The organism is Cryobacterium sp. TMT2-15-1, from assembly GCF_004402345.1.
In the GTDB taxonomy this organism is placed as follows: Bacteria; Actinomycetota; Actinomycetes; order Actinomycetales; family Microbacteriaceae; genus Cryobacterium; species Cryobacterium sandaracinum.
The window spans coordinates 40,221-56,200 of sequence record NZ_SOGD01000012.1 but is presented as its reverse complement, the minus strand read 5'-3'; the positions used below and the strand labels follow the sequence as shown (position 1 = coordinate 56,200).

At 68.5% G+C, this 15,980-nt stretch carries 17 protein-coding genes; 10 read left to right on the top strand and 7 right to left on the bottom strand.

Translation table 11 applies throughout. The annotated features are described in order from the left end of the window. Nucleotides 1-57 precede the first annotated feature (57 nt). Nucleotides 58-1,938 (bottom strand): BCCT family transporter, encoded by a 1,881-nt coding sequence (locus tag E3O62_RS03080; RefSeq protein WP_134397505.1) that lies wholly within the window; start codon nt 1,936-1,938, stop codon nt 58-60. A gap of 209 nt (nt 1,939-2,147) precedes the next feature. After that, nucleotides 2,148-3,038, bottom strand: a complete 891-nt coding sequence (locus E3O62_RS03075; protein ID WP_134397504.1) for an LLM class flavin-dependent oxidoreductase — start codon at nt 3,036-3,038, stop codon at nt 2,148-2,150. A 253-nt stretch (nt 3,039-3,291) separates the two neighbouring features. On the opposite strand from E3O62_RS03075, the gene E3O62_RS03070 reads away from it, so the two are divergent. Together E3O62_RS03070 and E3O62_RS03065 are read left to right on the top strand one after the other, a co-directional pair. Then, complete coding sequence (locus E3O62_RS03070; RefSeq protein ID WP_134397503.1) at nt 3,292-4,473, top strand: M4 family metallopeptidase; 1,182 nt, start codon at nt 3,292-3,294, stop codon at nt 4,471-4,473. Between the two features lie 10 nt (nt 4,474-4,483). Then, nucleotides 4,484-4,753, top strand: coding sequence for a protealysin inhibitor emfourin (locus E3O62_RS03065; protein WP_134394726.1), 270 nt, complete (start codon nt 4,484-4,486; stop codon nt 4,751-4,753). Between the two features lie 293 nt (nt 4,754-5,046). On the opposite strand, the gene E3O62_RS03060 is transcribed toward E3O62_RS03065, so the two are convergent. Then, the gene (locus E3O62_RS03060) at nt 5,047-5,439 is read right to left on the bottom strand and encodes a hypothetical protein (RefSeq protein WP_134397502.1); all 393 of its coding nucleotides are present in this window, start codon (nt 5,437-5,439) and stop codon (nt 5,047-5,049) included. Between E3O62_RS03060 and E3O62_RS16495 the strand changes: the two genes are divergently transcribed. The 5 genes from E3O62_RS16495 to E3O62_RS03030 all read left to right on the top strand — a co-directional run bounded on the left by E3O62_RS16495 (nt 5,426) and on the right by E3O62_RS03030 (nt 9,101). Next, complete coding sequence (locus E3O62_RS16495; RefSeq protein WP_166786405.1) at nt 5,426-5,767, top strand: LPXTG cell wall anchor domain-containing protein; 342 nt, start codon at nt 5,426-5,428, stop codon at nt 5,765-5,767. The genes E3O62_RS03060 and E3O62_RS16495 overlap by 14 nt on opposite strands. 112 nt (nt 5,768-5,879) lie before the next feature. Next, on the top strand, nt 5,880-6,305 hold the full coding sequence (locus tag E3O62_RS03050) for a pyridoxamine 5'-phosphate oxidase family protein (protein WP_134397500.1): 426 nt from the start codon (nt 5,880-5,882) through the stop codon (nt 6,303-6,305). Nucleotides 6,306-6,339: 34 nt separating this feature from the next. Next, nucleotides 6,340-7,158, top strand: a complete 819-nt coding sequence (locus E3O62_RS03045; RefSeq protein ID WP_241973281.1) for an SDR family NAD(P)-dependent oxidoreductase — start codon at nt 6,340-6,342, stop codon at nt 7,156-7,158. A 1,062-nt stretch (nt 7,159-8,220) separates the two neighbouring features. Further along, complete coding sequence (locus tag E3O62_RS03035) at nt 8,221-8,532, top strand: transposase (protein ID WP_134397498.1); 312 nt, start codon at nt 8,221-8,223, stop codon at nt 8,530-8,532. A gap of 8 nt (nt 8,533-8,540) precedes the next feature. After that, complete coding sequence (locus tag E3O62_RS03030) at nt 8,541-9,101, top strand: integrase core domain-containing protein (protein ID WP_166786404.1); 561 nt, start codon at nt 8,541-8,543, stop codon at nt 9,099-9,101. A 176-nt stretch (nt 9,102-9,277) separates the two neighbouring features. On the opposite strand, the gene E3O62_RS03025 is transcribed toward E3O62_RS03030, so the two are convergent. After that, nucleotides 9,278-9,697 (bottom strand): hypothetical protein, encoded by a 420-nt coding sequence (locus E3O62_RS03025; RefSeq protein ID WP_134397496.1) that lies wholly within the window; start codon nt 9,695-9,697, stop codon nt 9,278-9,280. Between the two features lie 56 nt (nt 9,698-9,753). On the opposite strand from E3O62_RS03025, the gene E3O62_RS03020 reads away from it, so the two are divergent. Then, on the top strand, nt 9,754-10,038 hold the full coding sequence (locus E3O62_RS03020) for a DUF167 domain-containing protein (RefSeq protein ID WP_241973280.1): 285 nt from the start codon (nt 9,754-9,756) through the stop codon (nt 10,036-10,038). A 39-nt stretch (nt 10,039-10,077) separates the two neighbouring features. On the opposite strand, the gene E3O62_RS03015 is transcribed toward E3O62_RS03020, so the two are convergent. The 3 genes from E3O62_RS03015 to E3O62_RS03005 form a co-directional block, all read right to left on the bottom strand. Further along, nucleotides 10,078-10,449, bottom strand: coding sequence for an FKBP-type peptidyl-prolyl cis-trans isomerase (locus tag E3O62_RS03015; RefSeq protein WP_134397495.1), 372 nt, complete (start codon nt 10,447-10,449; stop codon nt 10,078-10,080). A 159-nt stretch (nt 10,450-10,608) separates the two neighbouring features. After that, nucleotides 10,609-11,844, bottom strand: coding sequence for a PrsW family intramembrane metalloprotease (locus E3O62_RS03010; protein ID WP_134397494.1), 1,236 nt, complete (start codon nt 11,842-11,844; stop codon nt 10,609-10,611). A gap of 22 nt (nt 11,845-11,866) precedes the next feature. Then, nucleotides 11,867-13,258, bottom strand: coding sequence for an FAD-binding oxidoreductase (locus E3O62_RS03005; protein ID WP_134397493.1), 1,392 nt, complete (start codon nt 13,256-13,258; stop codon nt 11,867-11,869). Nucleotides 13,259-13,447: 189 nt separating this feature from the next. On the opposite strand from E3O62_RS03005, the gene E3O62_RS03000 reads away from it, so the two are divergent. Both E3O62_RS03000 and E3O62_RS02995 read left to right on the top strand, forming a co-directional pair. Continuing rightward, nucleotides 13,448-15,049, top strand: coding sequence for a DNA-3-methyladenine glycosylase 2 family protein (locus tag E3O62_RS03000; RefSeq protein WP_134397527.1), 1,602 nt, complete (start codon nt 13,448-13,450; stop codon nt 15,047-15,049). Further along, nucleotides 15,046-15,921: a fumarylacetoacetate hydrolase family protein gene (locus E3O62_RS02995; RefSeq protein WP_241973279.1), complete on the top strand. Its 876-nt coding sequence runs from the start codon at nt 15,046-15,048 to the stop codon at nt 15,919-15,921. Before E3O62_RS03000 ends, E3O62_RS02995 begins: the two co-directional genes overlap by 4 nt. Nucleotides 15,922-15,980 lie beyond the last annotated feature (59 nt).

Sequence of the window (15,980 nt, the reverse complement as noted above, 5' to 3'; positions counted from 1 at the left end):
ACTCTGGGCATGATCGATACCGTTATCAAGCACGGCTTCCGCATCGACGTCCAGGGTCTATGGCGCCGTCGGGTCGGTACCGATCGGGTCGGCAGCCGCCGGATCGACCAGCACGACCGGCGTCGGCTCGGGCCGCTCCGCCTGCGCGGCGTCGTCCGACTCCGCGCGGGCGTGCTCCACCGGATGCTTGCGACGCCACAGCTTCCACCGGCGCTGCTCTCCCTCGGAGAGGGCGGCGGTGATCCGCTCGTCCATCTGGTCGCCGAAGTGATCGTCGAAGTTCTCTTCCAGGTGCTCGGTGACATTCTTCTTGATCCGCCGGGACAGCTCTTCCCGGCGCTGGCGGCGTTCGAGGCGCACCAGCACCTGATGCTCCTCCTGGAACGCCTTGTAGGTGGCCACACACATGCCGATCATGACCACGCTGACCGGGATGGCAGTCAGGATGGCTCCGGTCTGCAGGGCCGCGAGCCCACCGGCCAGCAGGAGTGCGATCGCGACGAGTCCGCCGAGACCGGCCCAGAGGATGCGGCTCCACTTGGGCGGGTTGGTGTCTCCGCCGGAGGCGAGCATGTCGATGACAAGCGAACCGGAGTCCGCCGAGGTGATAAAGAAGATGGCCACCACGATCACGGCGATCACCGACAGAATGCCGCCGAACGGCAGGCCGGAGAGGAAGTCGAAGAGCACATTCTCGGGGATGATGCCGACCTCCGGGTCGAACAGTCCGCCACCATCGCCGCCGAAGGCCTGCTTGATGGCGCTACCGCCCATGACCGCGAACCAGGCGAAGGTCACCAGGGTCGGCACCAGCAGGACGCCCGCCACGAACTCGCGCACCGTGCGGCCGCGGGAGATCCGGGCGATGAAGACGCCGACGAACGGCGCCCACGAGATCCACCAGCCCCAGTAGAAGACGGTCCACGCACCCTGCCAGTCGAGGCCGGCCTGGCCGGTGAAGGAACCCGCATCGAACGTGAGCCCGACGACGCCCTGCAGGTAGCCCCCGATCGATTCGACGAAGACGCGCAGCAGGTAGAGCGTGGGGCCGAGAAGCAGCACGGCCACGAGCAACAGCCCGGCCATGCCGAGGTTGATATTCGACAGCCACTTGATGCCCTTGCCCACTCCGCTGACGACGGAGGCCGTTGCGATCAGGGTGATCAGGACGATAAGCACCACGAGCAAGGTGTTGTCGACCTCTTTTACAACGCCCAGGTGGCGGAGGCCGGCGGCGATCTGCTTGACGCCCAGCCCGAGGGAGGTGGCGACACCGAAGAGGGTACCGACGATCGCGATCACGTCGATGGCGTCGCCGAGGCGACCGCGCACCCGGTCGCCCAGGAGCGGTTCCAGGGCCCAGCGGATCGAGACGGGGCGTCCCTTGCGGTGGATGGCGTAGGCCAGCGACAGCCCGACCACGGCGTAGATGGCCCAGGCGTGAAAGCCCCAGTGCAGGAACGTCTGCGACATGGCCGCCGCGGCCAGGTCCTGGCTGCTGCCCGTGACGCCGGGCTTCGGGCTGGTGAAGTGGGTGAGCGGCTCGGCAGTGCCCCAGAATACGAGGCCGATGCCCATGCCGGCGGCGAAGAGCATCGAGAACCAGGACATCAGCCCGAACTCGGGCACGTCGTCGTCCTGGCCGAGCTTGATGTCACCGAACCGGCTCATGCCCATCCATGTGGCGAAAACCACGAACGCGGCGACGATGATGATGTAATACGGGCCCAGGCCGGCCACGACCCAGCCCTGCAGCAGGGCGAGGGTGTCGCCCGTGCGGGTGGGGAAGGCAATGGCGATCACGACGATGGCCAGGATGATGATCAGGGCCGGGAAGAAGACCCGGGGGGCCGGAACGATCTTGCCGCCGATGCGGTGGCGGGAATGGTCCGTAACTCGAGCGTCGGGGCGGCCCGGTGGGGAGAATGGTGCGGTCACGTCGTTCCTTCTGAATCGGGAGCATGGACCGCCGCCATCGTGATTGGGCAGGCGCGGAACGGAGATTGTGTCAGCACCTCGTCGACGAGGCCTGAAGCGAAACCGGGACCCGGTTCCAGAATGGAAGGGGGATGCCCGGTGCGGATCGTCTATTTTAGCTCATTTGGGCCGGCTCTGCGGGGTCGGTTCTTCTCAGACTAGTTTCCGAATCAGGCGCGCTGCCGGCTGATCACGGCCGCGGCCCGGTGCAGAACGGCTTCCGTTCCGGCGTAGATGCCGGCCGCTCGCGGCCAGTGGCTGATCACGTCGGTGAAGCCGAGTTCGCCGGCCCGACCTACGGCATCCTCGAACGCTCCGATGCTCTGCAGGGAGTAGCTGCCGCCGCTGTCGAGGGACAGGTACCGGTCGATGGTGGCCGGGTCCCTGCCCGCGACGACTGCCGTGTCCTCCAGCCGGTGCGTCAGGCCGGCTACCGCCGCCCACCAGTCCTCGCCCACGACGCCGTCCGCTCCCGTCGTCACCCAGCCGGAACCGAACGTCGTGACGAGGCGCAGCCCTTTGGGCCCGTTCGCGGCGATGACGAACGGAACCCGCGGCTCCTGGGCAGGCACACCGACCATTCGCGCGCCGACCGCCCTCGCCCACTCCCCCTCGAAGCTGATGCCGCCGCTGCCCGGTTCCTCATAGCGCAGCAGCCGGTCGAGGGCCGTGACGAACGCGGCGAAGCGCTCGGACCGCTGCTTCGGGGTGTACTCGGGCTGCCCGAGCACGGTGGCGTCGAACCCGGTTCCGCCGGAGCCCACCCCGAGCAGGAATCGCCCGCCGGCAATGTCGTCGAGGGTGGCGATCTCCTTGGCGAAGGTCACCGGATGCCGGAAGTTCGGTGACGAGACGAAGGTACCCAGCCGGATCCGCGAGGTGACGACCGCCGCGGCAGTCAGCGTCGGGACGGTCGCATGCCAGGGCTGGTCGGCCAACGACCGCCAGGACAGGTGGTCGTAGGTCCAGGCGTGGTCGAAGCCGAGCTGCTCAGCGCCCAGCCAGCGACGGCGGGCCTCCGGCCACGAATCCTGCGGGAGTATGACGATTCCGAAGCGCATGCTGAGAGTCTACGGAAGCCCTCTCACCGGCACCTTCTCGCTCGGCGCGCACGGTGCTATTAATGGTGCTCGACCAGCGTTCCTCAATTGTCAGGCAGCGGGTCGGCCGCTGATGACACCAGACCCCCGCGGCGGCACCCGGCCCACGTTCCGGATGCCGCCGCGGGCCTTCGCTCGGGTCTCAGGGTCGCGGCACACGGGCTGATCAAGAATTTCTGTGGTGCGCGTCACCGCCGAGTGCCACACTCGACCCATGACAGGCTCATCGCACGGCTTCTCCCGGTGCACTATCGTGCCGCCGTATCTGCTGGTGCGGCTGGCGCGGGTCGACGATCCCCGGCTCGCGACCGCGGCCGAGGCAGCCAGACGGTCTCTGATGCGGGACGTGCCGATCCGGGAATTGCGCGCGGCGGCGCATCCGACGCCCTCGTCGTCGGTCCACTCCGGTGTGCGCGGCGGTGCGGCCGCTCGGGTTCGCGGGCACGTGGACCGGGCCGTGTCGGATGCCGGCGGCCTGGAACGGCTGCCGGGCCGGCTGGTCCGCCGCGAGGGCCAGCCCGCCGGGGCCGATCTCGCGGTCAATGAGGCCTGGGCGGGGCTCGGAGACACGCATTCCCTGTTCTGGAACGTGTTCGAGCGCGACTCGATCGATGACCGCGGTGTGTCGCTGGAGGCGACCGTGCACTACGGCCGCAACTACGACAACGCGTTCTGGGACGGCGAGCGTATGGTGTTCGGCGATGGCGACGGCCTGGTCTTCAACCGTTTCACCTCGTCGCTGACGGTGATCGGGCATGAGCTCACGCACGGAGTGACCCAATTCACGGCCAACCTCACCTACGAGGGGCAATCAGGTGCGATCAACGAGTCCCTGTCGGACGTGTTCGGCTCACTGGTGGAGCAGCACTCCCTGGGCCAGTCAGCTGCCGAGGCCGGCTGGCTGATCGGCGAAGGTCTCTTCACCGACCAGGTGCAGGGGGTCGCGCTGCGCTCGCTGAAGGCTCCCGGCACCGCCTACAACGACGATGTACTCGGCAAGGACCCCCAGCCCGCGGACATGACCGGCTACATCGAAACCGAGGACGACAACGGCGGGGTGCACCTGAATTCGGGCATTCCGAACCGGGCGTTCTACCTCGTGGCCACAGCTCTCGGCGGAAACGCCTGGGAGACGGCCGGCCAGATCTGGTTCGACACCCTCACCTCTGGCACGCTGGGCCGCACCGTGGACTTCGCCGGGTTCGCGCGGGCGACCTCGCGGGCGGCGGTCACGCGCCACGGCGCCGGGTCCCGAGAACACGAGGCCGTGATCGCCGGCTGGACCGCCGTCGGCCTCGGCGGCGGGCTCGGCACCGGATCCCGGCCCCGGTCCGGCACGAGACCAGGAACCGGCGTCCGTCGCGCCACCGTCGTTCCTGCCCCTCGGCCGGAGTAATGTCGGCCCCATGAAGGTCGTCGTTTCGCGCAGCGGTGGCTTCGCCGGCATCCGCACCACCTGGGAGGTCCAGGTGGAGGAACAACCCGATCGGTCCGCCTGGACGGAACTTCTCCGTGGGCTGCCCTGGGACGAGGTGTCCGCGACGGCTCCGCAGCCGGACCGCTACGTTTACCGCATCCGTTGCGCACCCCACGAGGTCGTGCTCGGCGAGCAGCAGGTCTCTGGGCCGTGGAAAGATCTTATTGACCGGGTCAGAGGCGTGAACGAAGGGCGTTGACCCGTTCCTCGTCGTTCGCACCTGAGAATGCCCTGTTAGAGTTGCCCTAATAAGGGGGCCTCCATCGCAAATCTGCCGGCTGTTACAACTTCACGTACATTCTTTCGCTCGACGGCACTGAACCGTTCGATTGTTCTGGCCCTCGGCCTCCTCCTCTCGGCCTTCGTCCTGACCGCTTCGCCGGCGGTTCCCGCCTCGGCTGCTGCGGTCGACGGCACCGTCGAACAGTGCAACGATGTCGCCGGAGTCGGCGGCGGCACCGGCGCCGTCGAATGCAGCGTCACGGTCGACAATTATCTCAATCTGGCCACCGGCGCGACAAGGTCGACCACCAGCACCGTCGTCAGCATCCACGCGGCAAACACCGACGTGCTGCCCCCCGCAGCGACGGTCGTGAACTCTTCCAAGCTGATCCACACAATCACCCAGTGCAACGGCTCGATCAACGTCGGCGGCGGTAACACTATCTGCACGGTGACCGTGAACAACCGCATCACCGGTGCGACCACGGCAACCCCAGCCACGGTCAACCAGTGCGTCGGCTCCGGAGCCAGCACGGAACTCGACTGCGTGCCCCTTGAGAACACCACCGGCGCGACCGTCACGCAGTGCAACAACGCCGGGAACGGCGGCGGCGCCGATGTGCACTGCCGGGTGAATCCCTCGGCAACGGTGACGACAGACATTCCCGTCACCATCAACCAGTGCAACTATTCCAGCAACGGTGGCGGCTCGACCGTGGAGTGCGCGACCGAACTCAACACGATCGCGCTCCTGGCCGAGGTCACGCCGACGCAGACACCGACCGAGACCCCGACCCCGACCCCGACCCCGACCCCGACCGAGACGGCCCTCCCGATCGCCGCCGACACGATCACGGCCGCTCCCGAGCTGGCCGCGACCGGCGTCGACTCGGCTCCCTTGCTGATCTCCGTGGCCGTCGGCACTCTGCTCCTCGGACTCGGCGCGCTCCTCGCTCTGCGACGCACCGTCGAACGCGTCCGTCGGGACTGATCCGACTCGCTGTCAGGCCGAAACGCGCCCACCGCCCCTCGGGGAACGGTGGGCGCGTTTTTCGTTTCCGGCACCTGCTCGCGCCGGACCGGACCGCGTGGGACTATGAGTCATGGAAACCAACGACCTGTATGCGGTTCAGAACCTCAGCGAGGACGACTGCTGGGATCTCCTGATCTCGTCCAGTTTCGGAAGACTCGCGATGAGCATTTCCGGTGAGCCGGACATCTACCCGGTGAACTTCGTCTCCGCAGACCGGCGGCTCGTTTTCCGCACGGCCGAGGGCACGAAGCTCCTCGAGCTCACGGTGAACAACCGGGTCGCCTTCGAGATCGACGGCATCGGCCGTAGCGAGGCGTGGAGCGTCGTGGTGCGAGGCGGGGCCCGAGTTCTCGACAAGCAGGCCGAGATCGAGGCCGCGGATCAACTGCCGCTGCGCCCGCTCATCCCGACCCTGAAGTACATTTACGTCGAGATAACGCCGACCAGGATCACAGGCCGCCGGTTCCAGCTCGGCCCGGAACCCGACCGGTACTAGAAGCCTGACTCACGCACCGGACTCCAGCGTCGTTTTGATCACGGGGACCTCCTCCGGTATCGGACTCCACGCCGCCATCGCCGCGGCCCGCGCCGGCCACACGGTGGTAGCCACCATGCGCAACCTCGAGGGCACCCGCGCTCTGCGGGACGCGGCCGCCGACGCGGAGGTGAGTCTCGACATCCGTCGCCTGGACGTGACTGAACCGCAGGCGGCCATGGATGCCGTGGCCGGGACCATCGACCGGCACGGCCGGCTCGACGCGCTCATCAACAACGCCGGGTCGGGGAGGCTCGGCACCATCGAGAACGAAACGGTCGACGACGTTCGCGCCGTGATGGAGGTGAACTTCTTCGGGGTGGTTGCCCTCACACGGGCCGCGCTCCCCCTTCTTCGGGGCAGCAGGGGCCGGCTGATCACCGTCTCGAGCGTGGGTGGAGCCATCGGGCAGCCCTTCAACGAGGCGTATTGTGCGGCGAAGTTCGCGGTGGAGGGATTCATGGAGAGCCTGGCCCCGGTTGCCGCCACGGCCGGTGTGTGGGTGACGGTGGTCGAACCCGGCGCCGTGGCATCCTCGTTCGTCGCCAACGTCGGCCGCGACCTCAACCAATCCGGCCTGGCCAACGACCCGTACGCCGCGGCACTGGAGGCGTACCTGGCCCGCGCAGCGTCATCCTTCGGCTCGGCCCAGTCGGCCCGGAGCGTCGGCGAGATCGTCGCCGCCCTGCTCGACGGCGACCGCCCCCCGTTTCGGGTGCAGACCTCGGAGGCGGCGCGCCAGTTCGTGGGGGCCAAGCTCGCCGACCTCGACGGCGGAGTCGTGCAGCGGATGACGGCGACCTGGCTGGCCTGACGTCGGTCCCCGGCTGATGAACGTGCGCCCGGTCGGCGAGGTCCACGTCAGCGTGCCGTACGGCAGGTGCACGTAACTCCACCGGGTCCCGGACTTGAGCGCATGGTCGGCCGGGCACAGATGCGCGAGGTTGTCGTGCGCGGTGATCCCGTCGAACTGCCAGTCGCGGGTGTGCTCGAGGTCGGCATGCGCGGCGGCTCGGCGGCATCCCCGCCACCGGCACGCCTCGTCCCGGACCCGGAGGTATCGTGGCGGTCCTTTCGGCACCGTGTACCGGGTGCGCCCGACCGAGAGCACCACCCCGGACTCCGGATGGGTCAGGATTCGGATGAAGCCGGGTGCCCGAGCGGCGATCTCGCGGGCGGTGTCGGGGTCGATCGGCCCGTACCCCTCGAGGTGGCCGGGTTCCTCGAGGTGGCCGGGTTCCTCGAAGTGGCCGGGTTCCTCGATGTGGCCGAGGAGCGTCATCACCGGGACGGTGACGTGCACCGAGCCGCGGATGCCCTGGCCGACGCCATTCGCGGTGACCCCATTGAGGATGAGGTCTTCGAACACGTCCGCCCGCAGTTGGGTCAGCGTACGGGTCTCGTTCGGGCCCTGCAGGCTCATTCCCATCACGGTGAGGCGGTCGTACCCGGCCTTCATTTTCTCCGCCGTGGCGTATCAGTGGAGCGACGCCGTTCCGTCGGTCTCCGGCTCGAAGATCACCGTGCGGTCCCCACCGACTTCTGGTGCCGGGCCGTGATCGCCTGCGCCTGGCGGTAGGTGATCGACCCATCCTGCAGGGTCGCCCGGGTGCCGGTTAGTTCATTCATCAGGGTGCGGCTCTCGGCAAGGGGGGTCGGCCGAACGCACGGGCAACCGCAGGGTGTGCTCACTGTAGGAGGGCTTCATGAGACTCACGTTACGGCTGACCACTGACATTCCGTGCTCCAGATCGGCACCCATCAGCACGCATCCGTGTCACGTAACTATGGAGTTTTTCGCAACACGCCGCCCACGGCGCCTGGGGTGACCCAGTGTTTCCGGACAGTCCTCCTGAATTCGGGATTGGATAGACAAATGGAACACGAGAATCACCAACACTTCAGCCCGGAGTTTCGGGCTGCCGCGGTGGCCCGCGTCGCGGAGGGCGACAAATCGATCGTGAAAGTCGCCGCAGCGCTCGGGATCAACCACCGGACTCTGTGGACTTGGGTCAACGCCGCGAGGCTGAAGACCATCGATCCTGCTGGTGAGCTCACGCCGCAAGCCCGGAAACGGATCCGGGACCTGGAGAAGGAAAACGCCCTGCTGCGGAGGGATCTCGACTTCGAGAAAAAAGCGAAGGCCTTCTTCCTGGAACTCGATCAAAACGACAACGGTTCGAAATGATCTCCCGGATGAAGGCCGACTTCCCCATCGCCTACCTCTGCCGCCGGCTCAGAGTATCAACATCAGGGTTCTCCGACTGGTCGCACCACGTCACCGCGCCCGCGCAGAGGCGGCATGAAGACCTCACCGCGCAGGTGGTGATCACGTTCGCCGAGTCCAAGGGCGCGGCAGAACGCGCCTTCACAATCCGCTACCAGCGGGCCTCCCGACTGGCCGACCCGGTCGATCTGCTCCTGCGGGACTTCACCTCGCTGAGCGTCGGCACGATCCTCGTCGGTGATATCACCTACATCCACACCCAGGAAGGCTGGCTCTATCTCGCCACCGTCATCGACCTAGCCTCCCGCTCCATGGGCGCGAAGATGCAGTGTTGGGACAACGCCGCCGCCGAAACGTTCTTCTCCAAACTCACGAGCGAAAGCCTCAACTGGCAAACCTTCACGACACGGCGCAAGGCCCGCACCGAAGTCATCAACTACATTCACCACTTCAACAACGTTCGCCTGCACCAAACTCTCGGCTACTCAACACCCACCGAACGCCTCATCAAACTCACACTCGCCGCCTAAAATGAAACCAAGGAACCCGTCCGAAAAGACCGGGTCACCCCAGGCCGGTTGCCCGGCGTGTTCCGAAAAACTTCGGAGCTAGCGACGGTGACGGATGCCGGTGGGCGGATTCGAGGGCCCGGTCACCGGGTCTCGGCAGGCTCGGCCACCGGCGGAGCCGGCGAGAGAGTGGGTGTTCAGGCGAGGGAGTCGGCGGACAGGCTGATCAGACGCAGGAGCGCGTTGCCGTAGGCATCCGCGGGGTCGGCGGCGTCGAAGAATTCCGGCGCCCGGTTCAGCTCCACCGTCACCCGGTAGCTGTCCTCGCCCTGATGGGTGAGCGAACGGAACGTGCTCCGCAACAGATCGCGCAGCTGGTCCTCACGCGGCATCCACAGGGCATCCTCGAGGGCCAGTGAATCGAGGGCCCACTCGGTGGTGCCGTTGAACCCGAGGATCGTTCCCGTGTCGAACTCGTGCGGCTCGATCGTCATGTCACTGACCGTGAACACGTCGCTTTCGAAGCCGGAGCGCTCGATGCGGAAGGCGTCACCGGAAACAGGACGCCACTGCAGCCCGGCTTCGGCCAGGGCCCGCGCACTATCGATTGAGATCATGAAGACGACTCCGCCCACTAGCGTTGTGAAGAGAACTATATTCCCGGAGGACCGGCGTGACGCGAACGGTGAATTTGACGGTGCATGTGAAGCCCGGTAGCCGGAAGGGACCGCTGGTCTCCGGGGGAGGGCCGAGTCGGGAGCCGGGCGACGACGCGCCCCGTGCTCCGACGGATGCCGCGCTCACCGTGTTCTTGCAGCAGCGGGCTGTTGAGGGGGCCGCCAACGATGCGCTGGTGAAGCTGCTGGCCAAGCACTTCGGCGTGTCCAAGAGCGCGGTGACCATCGTGCGCGGCCACACCTCCCGGATCAAGCACGTGCGAATCGAACACGATTCGTAGCGATGCGCGACTCGCACGTGCTTCCGGCACTGCGGATTTCTAGCGGGTTCCGAGCAGGTCGATCACGAAGATCAGGGTCTGGCCGGAGAGCTGGTGTCCTCCGCCGGCCGGTCCGTAGGCCAGGTGCGGAGGGACGACCAGCTTGCGGCGTCCGCCGACCTTCATGCCGGGGATGCCCTGCTGCCAGCCCGCGATGAGCTGAGCAAGCGGGAAGTTGATCGACTGCCCGCGGCTCCAGGAGGAGTCAAATTCGTCTCCGGTGTCGTAGGCGACGCCGAGGTAGTGCACGTTGACGGTGGCGCCGGGGGTTGCTTCGGCTCCCTCGCCCACCACGATGTCGGTGATGGTCAGTTCGGTAGGCGCGGGGCCCTCAGGAGCGTCGAGTTCGGGCTTGATGTTTTGATCAGTCATTCCTCTATCCAATCGGATTGTGCGCTCGCCCGCACACCGAAAATTCCCCCTTGCGCGAACGCGGCCGTCGGGCGCACCATGGGAACAGAACTCGCCGCTCCGGGAGAGTCGTCGGCACTGCCACACCACCGGGGCGGCGAGTCCCTGTGCGTCAGGGCATCAGCGTCCGGTGATCACGCCGGCACGGTCGCGCTGGATCAGCCCCAGCAGCTCCGTTTCGTCGGCCCGGTCGACGTTCGCGGCCGTGCCGTTCACCATGCGTTGTCGGGCGAACGCGAGGCGGGTGGAGTTGTGGATGAAGTGGTGCATGGCCCGTTTCCGGGTGTGGGGCTGCCGCGCGGCCCAGGATCGAGCCTGCCGACGGCCATCGCGGGTGGCGAGCATGCCCACCTCGGCCGGGCTGAACCAGCCGGCCGCGGCATACTCGCTCAGCCGGAGCACGGTGACGCGTTCTTCCTGACGCCGCAGCAGCACGACAACCATGATCGCGCCGAGGAACAAAGGCACCTGCACGGCGAGGTAGTACGCCACCAGCGAGCCACTCTCGACCAGGTAGAACGCCCCGTTCCAGACGAAGTGCAGAAAGATCGCCGAGAAGAATCCGAGCAGAATCGTGGCAAAGGCCAGGAACGGCCGGTACCGGACCGCCAGCCCACACGCCAAGCCGATGCAGGCGGTGAACATGACATGGGCGAAGGGCGACAACACCCCCCGCACCAGGAACGTGAAGCCCAGGTTCTCGGCGCCGCCCTCCATCATCGCCACACCGAAATATTGGATATTCTCGGTGAAAGCGAATCCGGCGGCGATCGTCGCGGCATAGACCACGCCATCGACCGGGCCGTCGAATCTGCGACGCAGCACCCAGAAGAGCAGCAGCACCCCCGCGCCCTTGGCAGCCTCCTCGACGAGGGGCGCCTGGAAGACGGCGGCGGCGAAACCGTCATCCGTTTCGATGGCTCCGGCGCCGGCCCGGGCCAGCTGCACGCCGAGGTCGAAGAGCAGCGCGGTCACGATGGAGACGCCGGCGCCCCAGAGAAACGCGAACCAGAGGGCCGGGCGGGGTTCGGGCTCCCACCGATCGATCCAGCCCACGGCGAGCAAAATCCCGATCAGCGGGATGAGCGCCAGGATAAGGCCGACCAGCAGCGTGCCGGCACCGAGGAAGGTGGCCAGGTAGACGAACACCAGCAGCAGCGCGGCGCCCCCGATGACGAGGCCGGCGACCGTGAGCGTGACGATGCCCGCCCGGGTGCGACGAACGGGGGCGGTCCAGACGGGCTGCACGGGCTGGGCCGCGGGCTGCACCTGGGCAGGCTGGGCCGCGGGCTGGGTTCCGGCCGGATGAGAATGGGGGGCGGCGGCGGAGTGCTCCGGGGTCGGCTCGTGGGTCATGCCCAACAGACTAGCGGCGCGCTCACGCCTCGAACATGGTGCCCGGGTTGAGGATGCCCAACGGGTCGAACGCCGCCTTGATCCGACGCTGCAAGGCGAAGCCCGTGTCGCCGAGCTCCTCGGCCAGCCAGCGCCGCTTGAGCACGCCGACCCCGTGCTCGCCGGTGAGCGTGCCGCCGAGTTCGAGCGCGGCACGGAAGAGCTCGTCGGCCGCCAGCCAGACCGCCTCCGGCACGACCGGCTCCGCGCCGCCCCGGGCCGGATCGAACGGGATCAGGAAATTGGGGTGCAGATTGCCGTCTCCGGCGTGGGCCACCGTGGGGATGGGCAGGCCCGTGCGGGCGCTGATCTCAGCAATCCGGGCGAACATCTCGGCCAGCCGGGAGCGGGGCACGCAGACATCCTCGATCAGAACCTCGCCGTGGGCGGCCAGCGCCGGGTGCGCGGCCCGCCGCACGGCCAGCAGTCGATCGGCGGATTCGGCGTCGGTGGAGACGCGCACCTCCCCGCCCGCAGCCAGCAGCACGGCCACCACCTGGTCCGCCTCCGCCTGGCTCCCCGGCCCATCCGTCTGCACCAGAAGGAACGCTCTCCCGGCCGGAACTCCCTCGAACAGGTTCGGCCCGAGGTACGCCACGATCAGGGCCAGAGCCACCGGGTCGATGAGTTCCATCACGGCCGGGCGCAGCCGGGCCGCCGTGACGAGACCGGATGCCGCGGCCGCCTGGGCCACGTCGGGGAACGTCGCGCCGATCGTGACGGTCTCGCCCAGGGTGATGGCGCGCGCCCGCACGGTGGCCTCGACGATCACGCCGAGGGTGCCCTCCGAGCCGGTGAGCAGCGCGGTCAAATCGTAGCCGGTGACGCCCTTGACGGTGCGGTGCCCGATCTCCAGCAGGCTCCCGTCGGCGAGCACCACCGTCAACGCCAGCACCGCCTCCCGGGTGACGCCGTACTTCGCGCAGAGCAGCCCACCCGCGTTGGTGGCGATGTTGCCGCCGACCGAGGAGATCGCCCGGCTTGCCGGGTCCGGCGTGAACCACAGCCCGTGCGCGGAGAGGGCCGTGTTGAGGTCGCCGTTGAGCACGCCCGGCTCGACCACGGCCAGTTCATCCTCCGGGCGGATCTCGAGGATACGGTTCATCCGTTCCAGGCTCAGCACAATGGCGCCGTCCGTGCCGCACGCTCCCCCGGCAAGGCCCGTTCCGGCTCCGCGGGTGATCACCGGCACGCGAAACTCGGTCGCGATGCGCAGCGTGGCCTGCACCTGATCGACGGATGCGGCGTAGACGACCGCCAGCGGCATCCCTGGGGCAACCCAGCCCGATTTGTCGCCCCGAACGGCCGCGAGCCGGCGCGGATCGACGCTGACGTGGGTGCCGAGTTCGGCCTGCAGACGCTCCAGTGCGGTCATACGCCCAGAGTACCGGGCCGGGTGCCGGAGGGCAGGCCCGAACGCAGGCCGGCATGGCCCGCGGCCGCTTCGGCCGGCACCGGCGATGGCCGATTCCCGCTGGTGCGCCCGAGCTAGCGGTGGCAGGCTGGCCGGGTGACCATCCCTCCTGCCGGGCTCGATCCGGTCTTCTTCGAGCGCTACCGGGCCATGTCCTCCCGAGACTCCCGCTTCGACGGTCAGTTCATCACGGGCGTGCACTCCACCGGAATCTACTGCCGCCCCAGCTGCCCGGCGGCCACACCGAAGCCGGCCAATGTGTCGTTCTATCTCACCAGCGCGGCCGCGCACGAGGCCGGCCTGCGGGCGTGCAAACGCTGCCTTCCTGATGCCGTCCCCGGGTCGCCGGACTGGAACATCCGTGACGACCTCGCCGCCCGCGCCATGCGCCTGATCAGCGACGGCACGGTTGAGCGGGAGGGCGTGCCCGGCCTCGCCCGCCGCCTCGGCTACAGCGAACGGCACCTGACCCGCGTGCTCGTGACCGAGCTGGGCGCCGGCCCGCTCGCGCTCGCCCGGGCGCATCGAGCGCAGACCGCCCGCGTGCTGCTGGCGAGCACGGATGTCCCGATCACCGAGGTCGCATTCGCCGCCGGTTTCGGCAGCGTGCGCCAGTTCAACGACACCATCGCCGCCGTCTACGAGCGCACCCCCACCGAGCTGCGCCGCGCCCGTCCCGCCCGCGCCCAGCCCCGCGCCCAGCCCCTCAGCGTCGGCGGGATCGGGGAGGCCGTCTTCGGGCTCGTCGACGGGACGGGCATCGACCTGCTGCTGCCGGCGCGCGCGCCGTTCGACGGGGTGGGGGTACTGCGGTTCCTCGCCGCGCGAGGCCTCGCGGGGGTGGAGCAGGCGACGGATGCTCGTTACGCGCGCACGCTGCGCCTGCCACACGGACCCGCGACGGTGGAACTGACCCTGTCGGGAACGGCGGCCGCGCCAGGCGTCGCCTGCCGCGCCCGCCTGGCCAGCCTCGCCGACCTCGCGCCGCTCGTCAGCCGGGTGCGGCGCCTGCTTGACCTGGACGCGGACTCCCGGGCGATCGACCTGGCGCTCGGGCGGGACCCGCAACTCGCGGCCGGAATCGCGGCCACCCCCGGCATACGCGTGCCGGGCAGCGTGGACCCCGAGGAGACCCTGTTCCGCGCGCTCATCGGCCAGCAGGTCTCGGTGGCCTCCGCCCGAACAGCACTCACCCGGCTGGCCGCTGCGCTCGGCGACGACGTGTACCCGGGTGCGGGCGACAGCGAAAGCGCCAGCGCCACCACCGGCACCACCGGCACCAGCCCCTTCATCCACGACCCCACCACCGCTCCCCTGACCCGGCTGTTCCCCACCGCCCAGCGGATCGCGACCGAGGGCCGCGGCGTGCTTCGCGGCCCGGCCGCACGCATCAACGCGATCATCGGCGTGGCGGAGGCGCTCTGCTCCGGCGATCTGGTGCTCTCTTACGGGCAGACCCGGGAGGATCTCGAGTCCCGTCTGACCGCCCTGGCCGGGATCGGACCGTGGACGGCCGGATACGTGGCTCTGCGCGTGCTGGGCAGCCCGGACATCCTGCTGACCAGCGACCTGGCCCTGTTGCAGGGCGCCGGGCGGCTCGGCCTGCCCGCGGAGGCCCGGCAACTCGCCCGCCACGGTGCCGCCTGGGCGCCGTGGCGCAGCTACGCCGGCATGCACCTGTGGCGCGCGGCAGGCGCCGCGGCTGCCCCGCGCACCGCGACCGCTCCCGGGCCAGATAGCCTAAACAGGTGAAATTCGCCCACCTGAGAGTTGAAGGTCAAACCACTCCGCGGCTCGCCGCCGTCTTCGACGACGCAGCGCTGTTCCTCGACGAGATCATGGACGACGCCCCCCGCGATCTGCAGGACCTGATCGAGAAGGACTCTGACGAGTACGACCGGGTGCGCGCCCTGAGCCAGAACGCCGCCGCGCAGGGAGCAACGCTCACCCCGCTGGGCGAGCTGCGCTACTCGTCGGCCGTGCTGCGTCCGCCTCAGATCATCGCGATCGGCGCCAACTACGCCGCCCACTCCTCCGAGCTCGAACTGCGCGTCGAAACGGCCGCGACCGTGTTCTCGCTCTGGCCCAACTCGCTCACCGGGCACGAGTCCACGATCACCTGGCCGACCGATCTGACCAGCCAGGTCGACTACGAGGCGGAGCTCGGCGTGATCATCGGCACGGCCGCACACCACGTGTCGGTGGCGGACGCTCTCGACCATGTCTTCGGCTACACGGTCGTCAACGACATCACGGCGCGCGACCTGCAATTCTCCGAGGCGCAGTGGTCGCGCTGCAAGTCCTTCGACGGTTTCACGCCCACCGGGCCGGTCGTCATCACGGCAGACCAGATCGCCGACCCGCAGGACCTGTGGCTGACCACCCACGTCGACGGCCGCATCCTGCAGGATGCCTCGAGCGGCGACATGGTGCGCTCGGTCGCCGAGATCATCTCCTACCTCTCCAGAACCTCGACCCTGATGCCGGGCACGCTCATCTCCACCGGCAGCCCGGGCGGCGCCGGCTACAGCCGCAAACCGCCGGTATTCCTGCGCGACGGTTCGACGGTCACGATCACCATCGACAAGATCGGGTTCCTCACCACGCACTGCCGCGCGATCTGACCGTGACCGCCAGATGGAGGATCAACGCGACAGCTCACTGCGCGCGGGAAAGGACGCAG

Bases quoted from the DNA above. Each gene is read 5' to 3' on its own strand.
- E3O62_RS03065 (WP_134394726.1), top strand. From the start codon at position 4,484: ATGAAGGTCGTCGTTTCGCGCAGCGGTGGCTTCGCCGGCATCCGCACC.
- E3O62_RS03030 (WP_166786404.1), top strand. From the start codon at position 8,541: ATGAAGGCCGACTTCCCCATCGCCTACCTCTGCCGCCGGCTCAGAGTA.
- E3O62_RS03060 (WP_134397502.1), bottom strand. From the start codon at position 5,439: ATGTCTGTCGTCACCGTTGCCGAGGGATTCACCCGGCAGTGCACATCG.
- E3O62_RS03000 (WP_134397527.1), top strand. From the start codon at position 13,448: ATGTCCTCCCGAGACTCCCGCTTCGACGGTCAGTTCATCACGGGCGTG.
- E3O62_RS03075 (WP_134397504.1), bottom strand. From the start codon at position 3,038: ATGCGCTTCGGAATCGTCATACTCCCGCAGGATTCGTGGCCGGAGGCC.
- E3O62_RS03015 (WP_134397495.1), bottom strand. From the start codon at position 10,449: ATGACTGATCAAAACATCAAGCCCGAACTCGACGCTCCTGAGGGCCCC.
- E3O62_RS03050 (WP_134397500.1), top strand. From the start codon at position 5,880: ATGGAAACCAACGACCTGTATGCGGTTCAGAACCTCAGCGAGGACGAC.
- E3O62_RS03005 (WP_134397493.1), bottom strand. From the start codon at position 13,258: ATGACCGCACTGGAGCGTCTGCAGGCCGAACTCGGCACCCACGTCAGC.
- E3O62_RS03010 (WP_134397494.1), bottom strand. From the start codon at position 11,844: ATGACCCACGAGCCGACCCCGGAGCACTCCGCCGCCGCCCCCCATTCT.
- E3O62_RS03025 (WP_134397496.1), bottom strand. From the start codon at position 9,697: ATGATCTCAATCGATAGTGCGCGGGCCCTGGCCGAAGCCGGGCTGCAG.
- E3O62_RS03035 (WP_134397498.1), top strand. From the start codon at position 8,221: ATGGAACACGAGAATCACCAACACTTCAGCCCGGAGTTTCGGGCTGCC.
- E3O62_RS03070 (WP_134397503.1), top strand. From the start codon at position 3,292: ATGACAGGCTCATCGCACGGCTTCTCCCGGTGCACTATCGTGCCGCCG.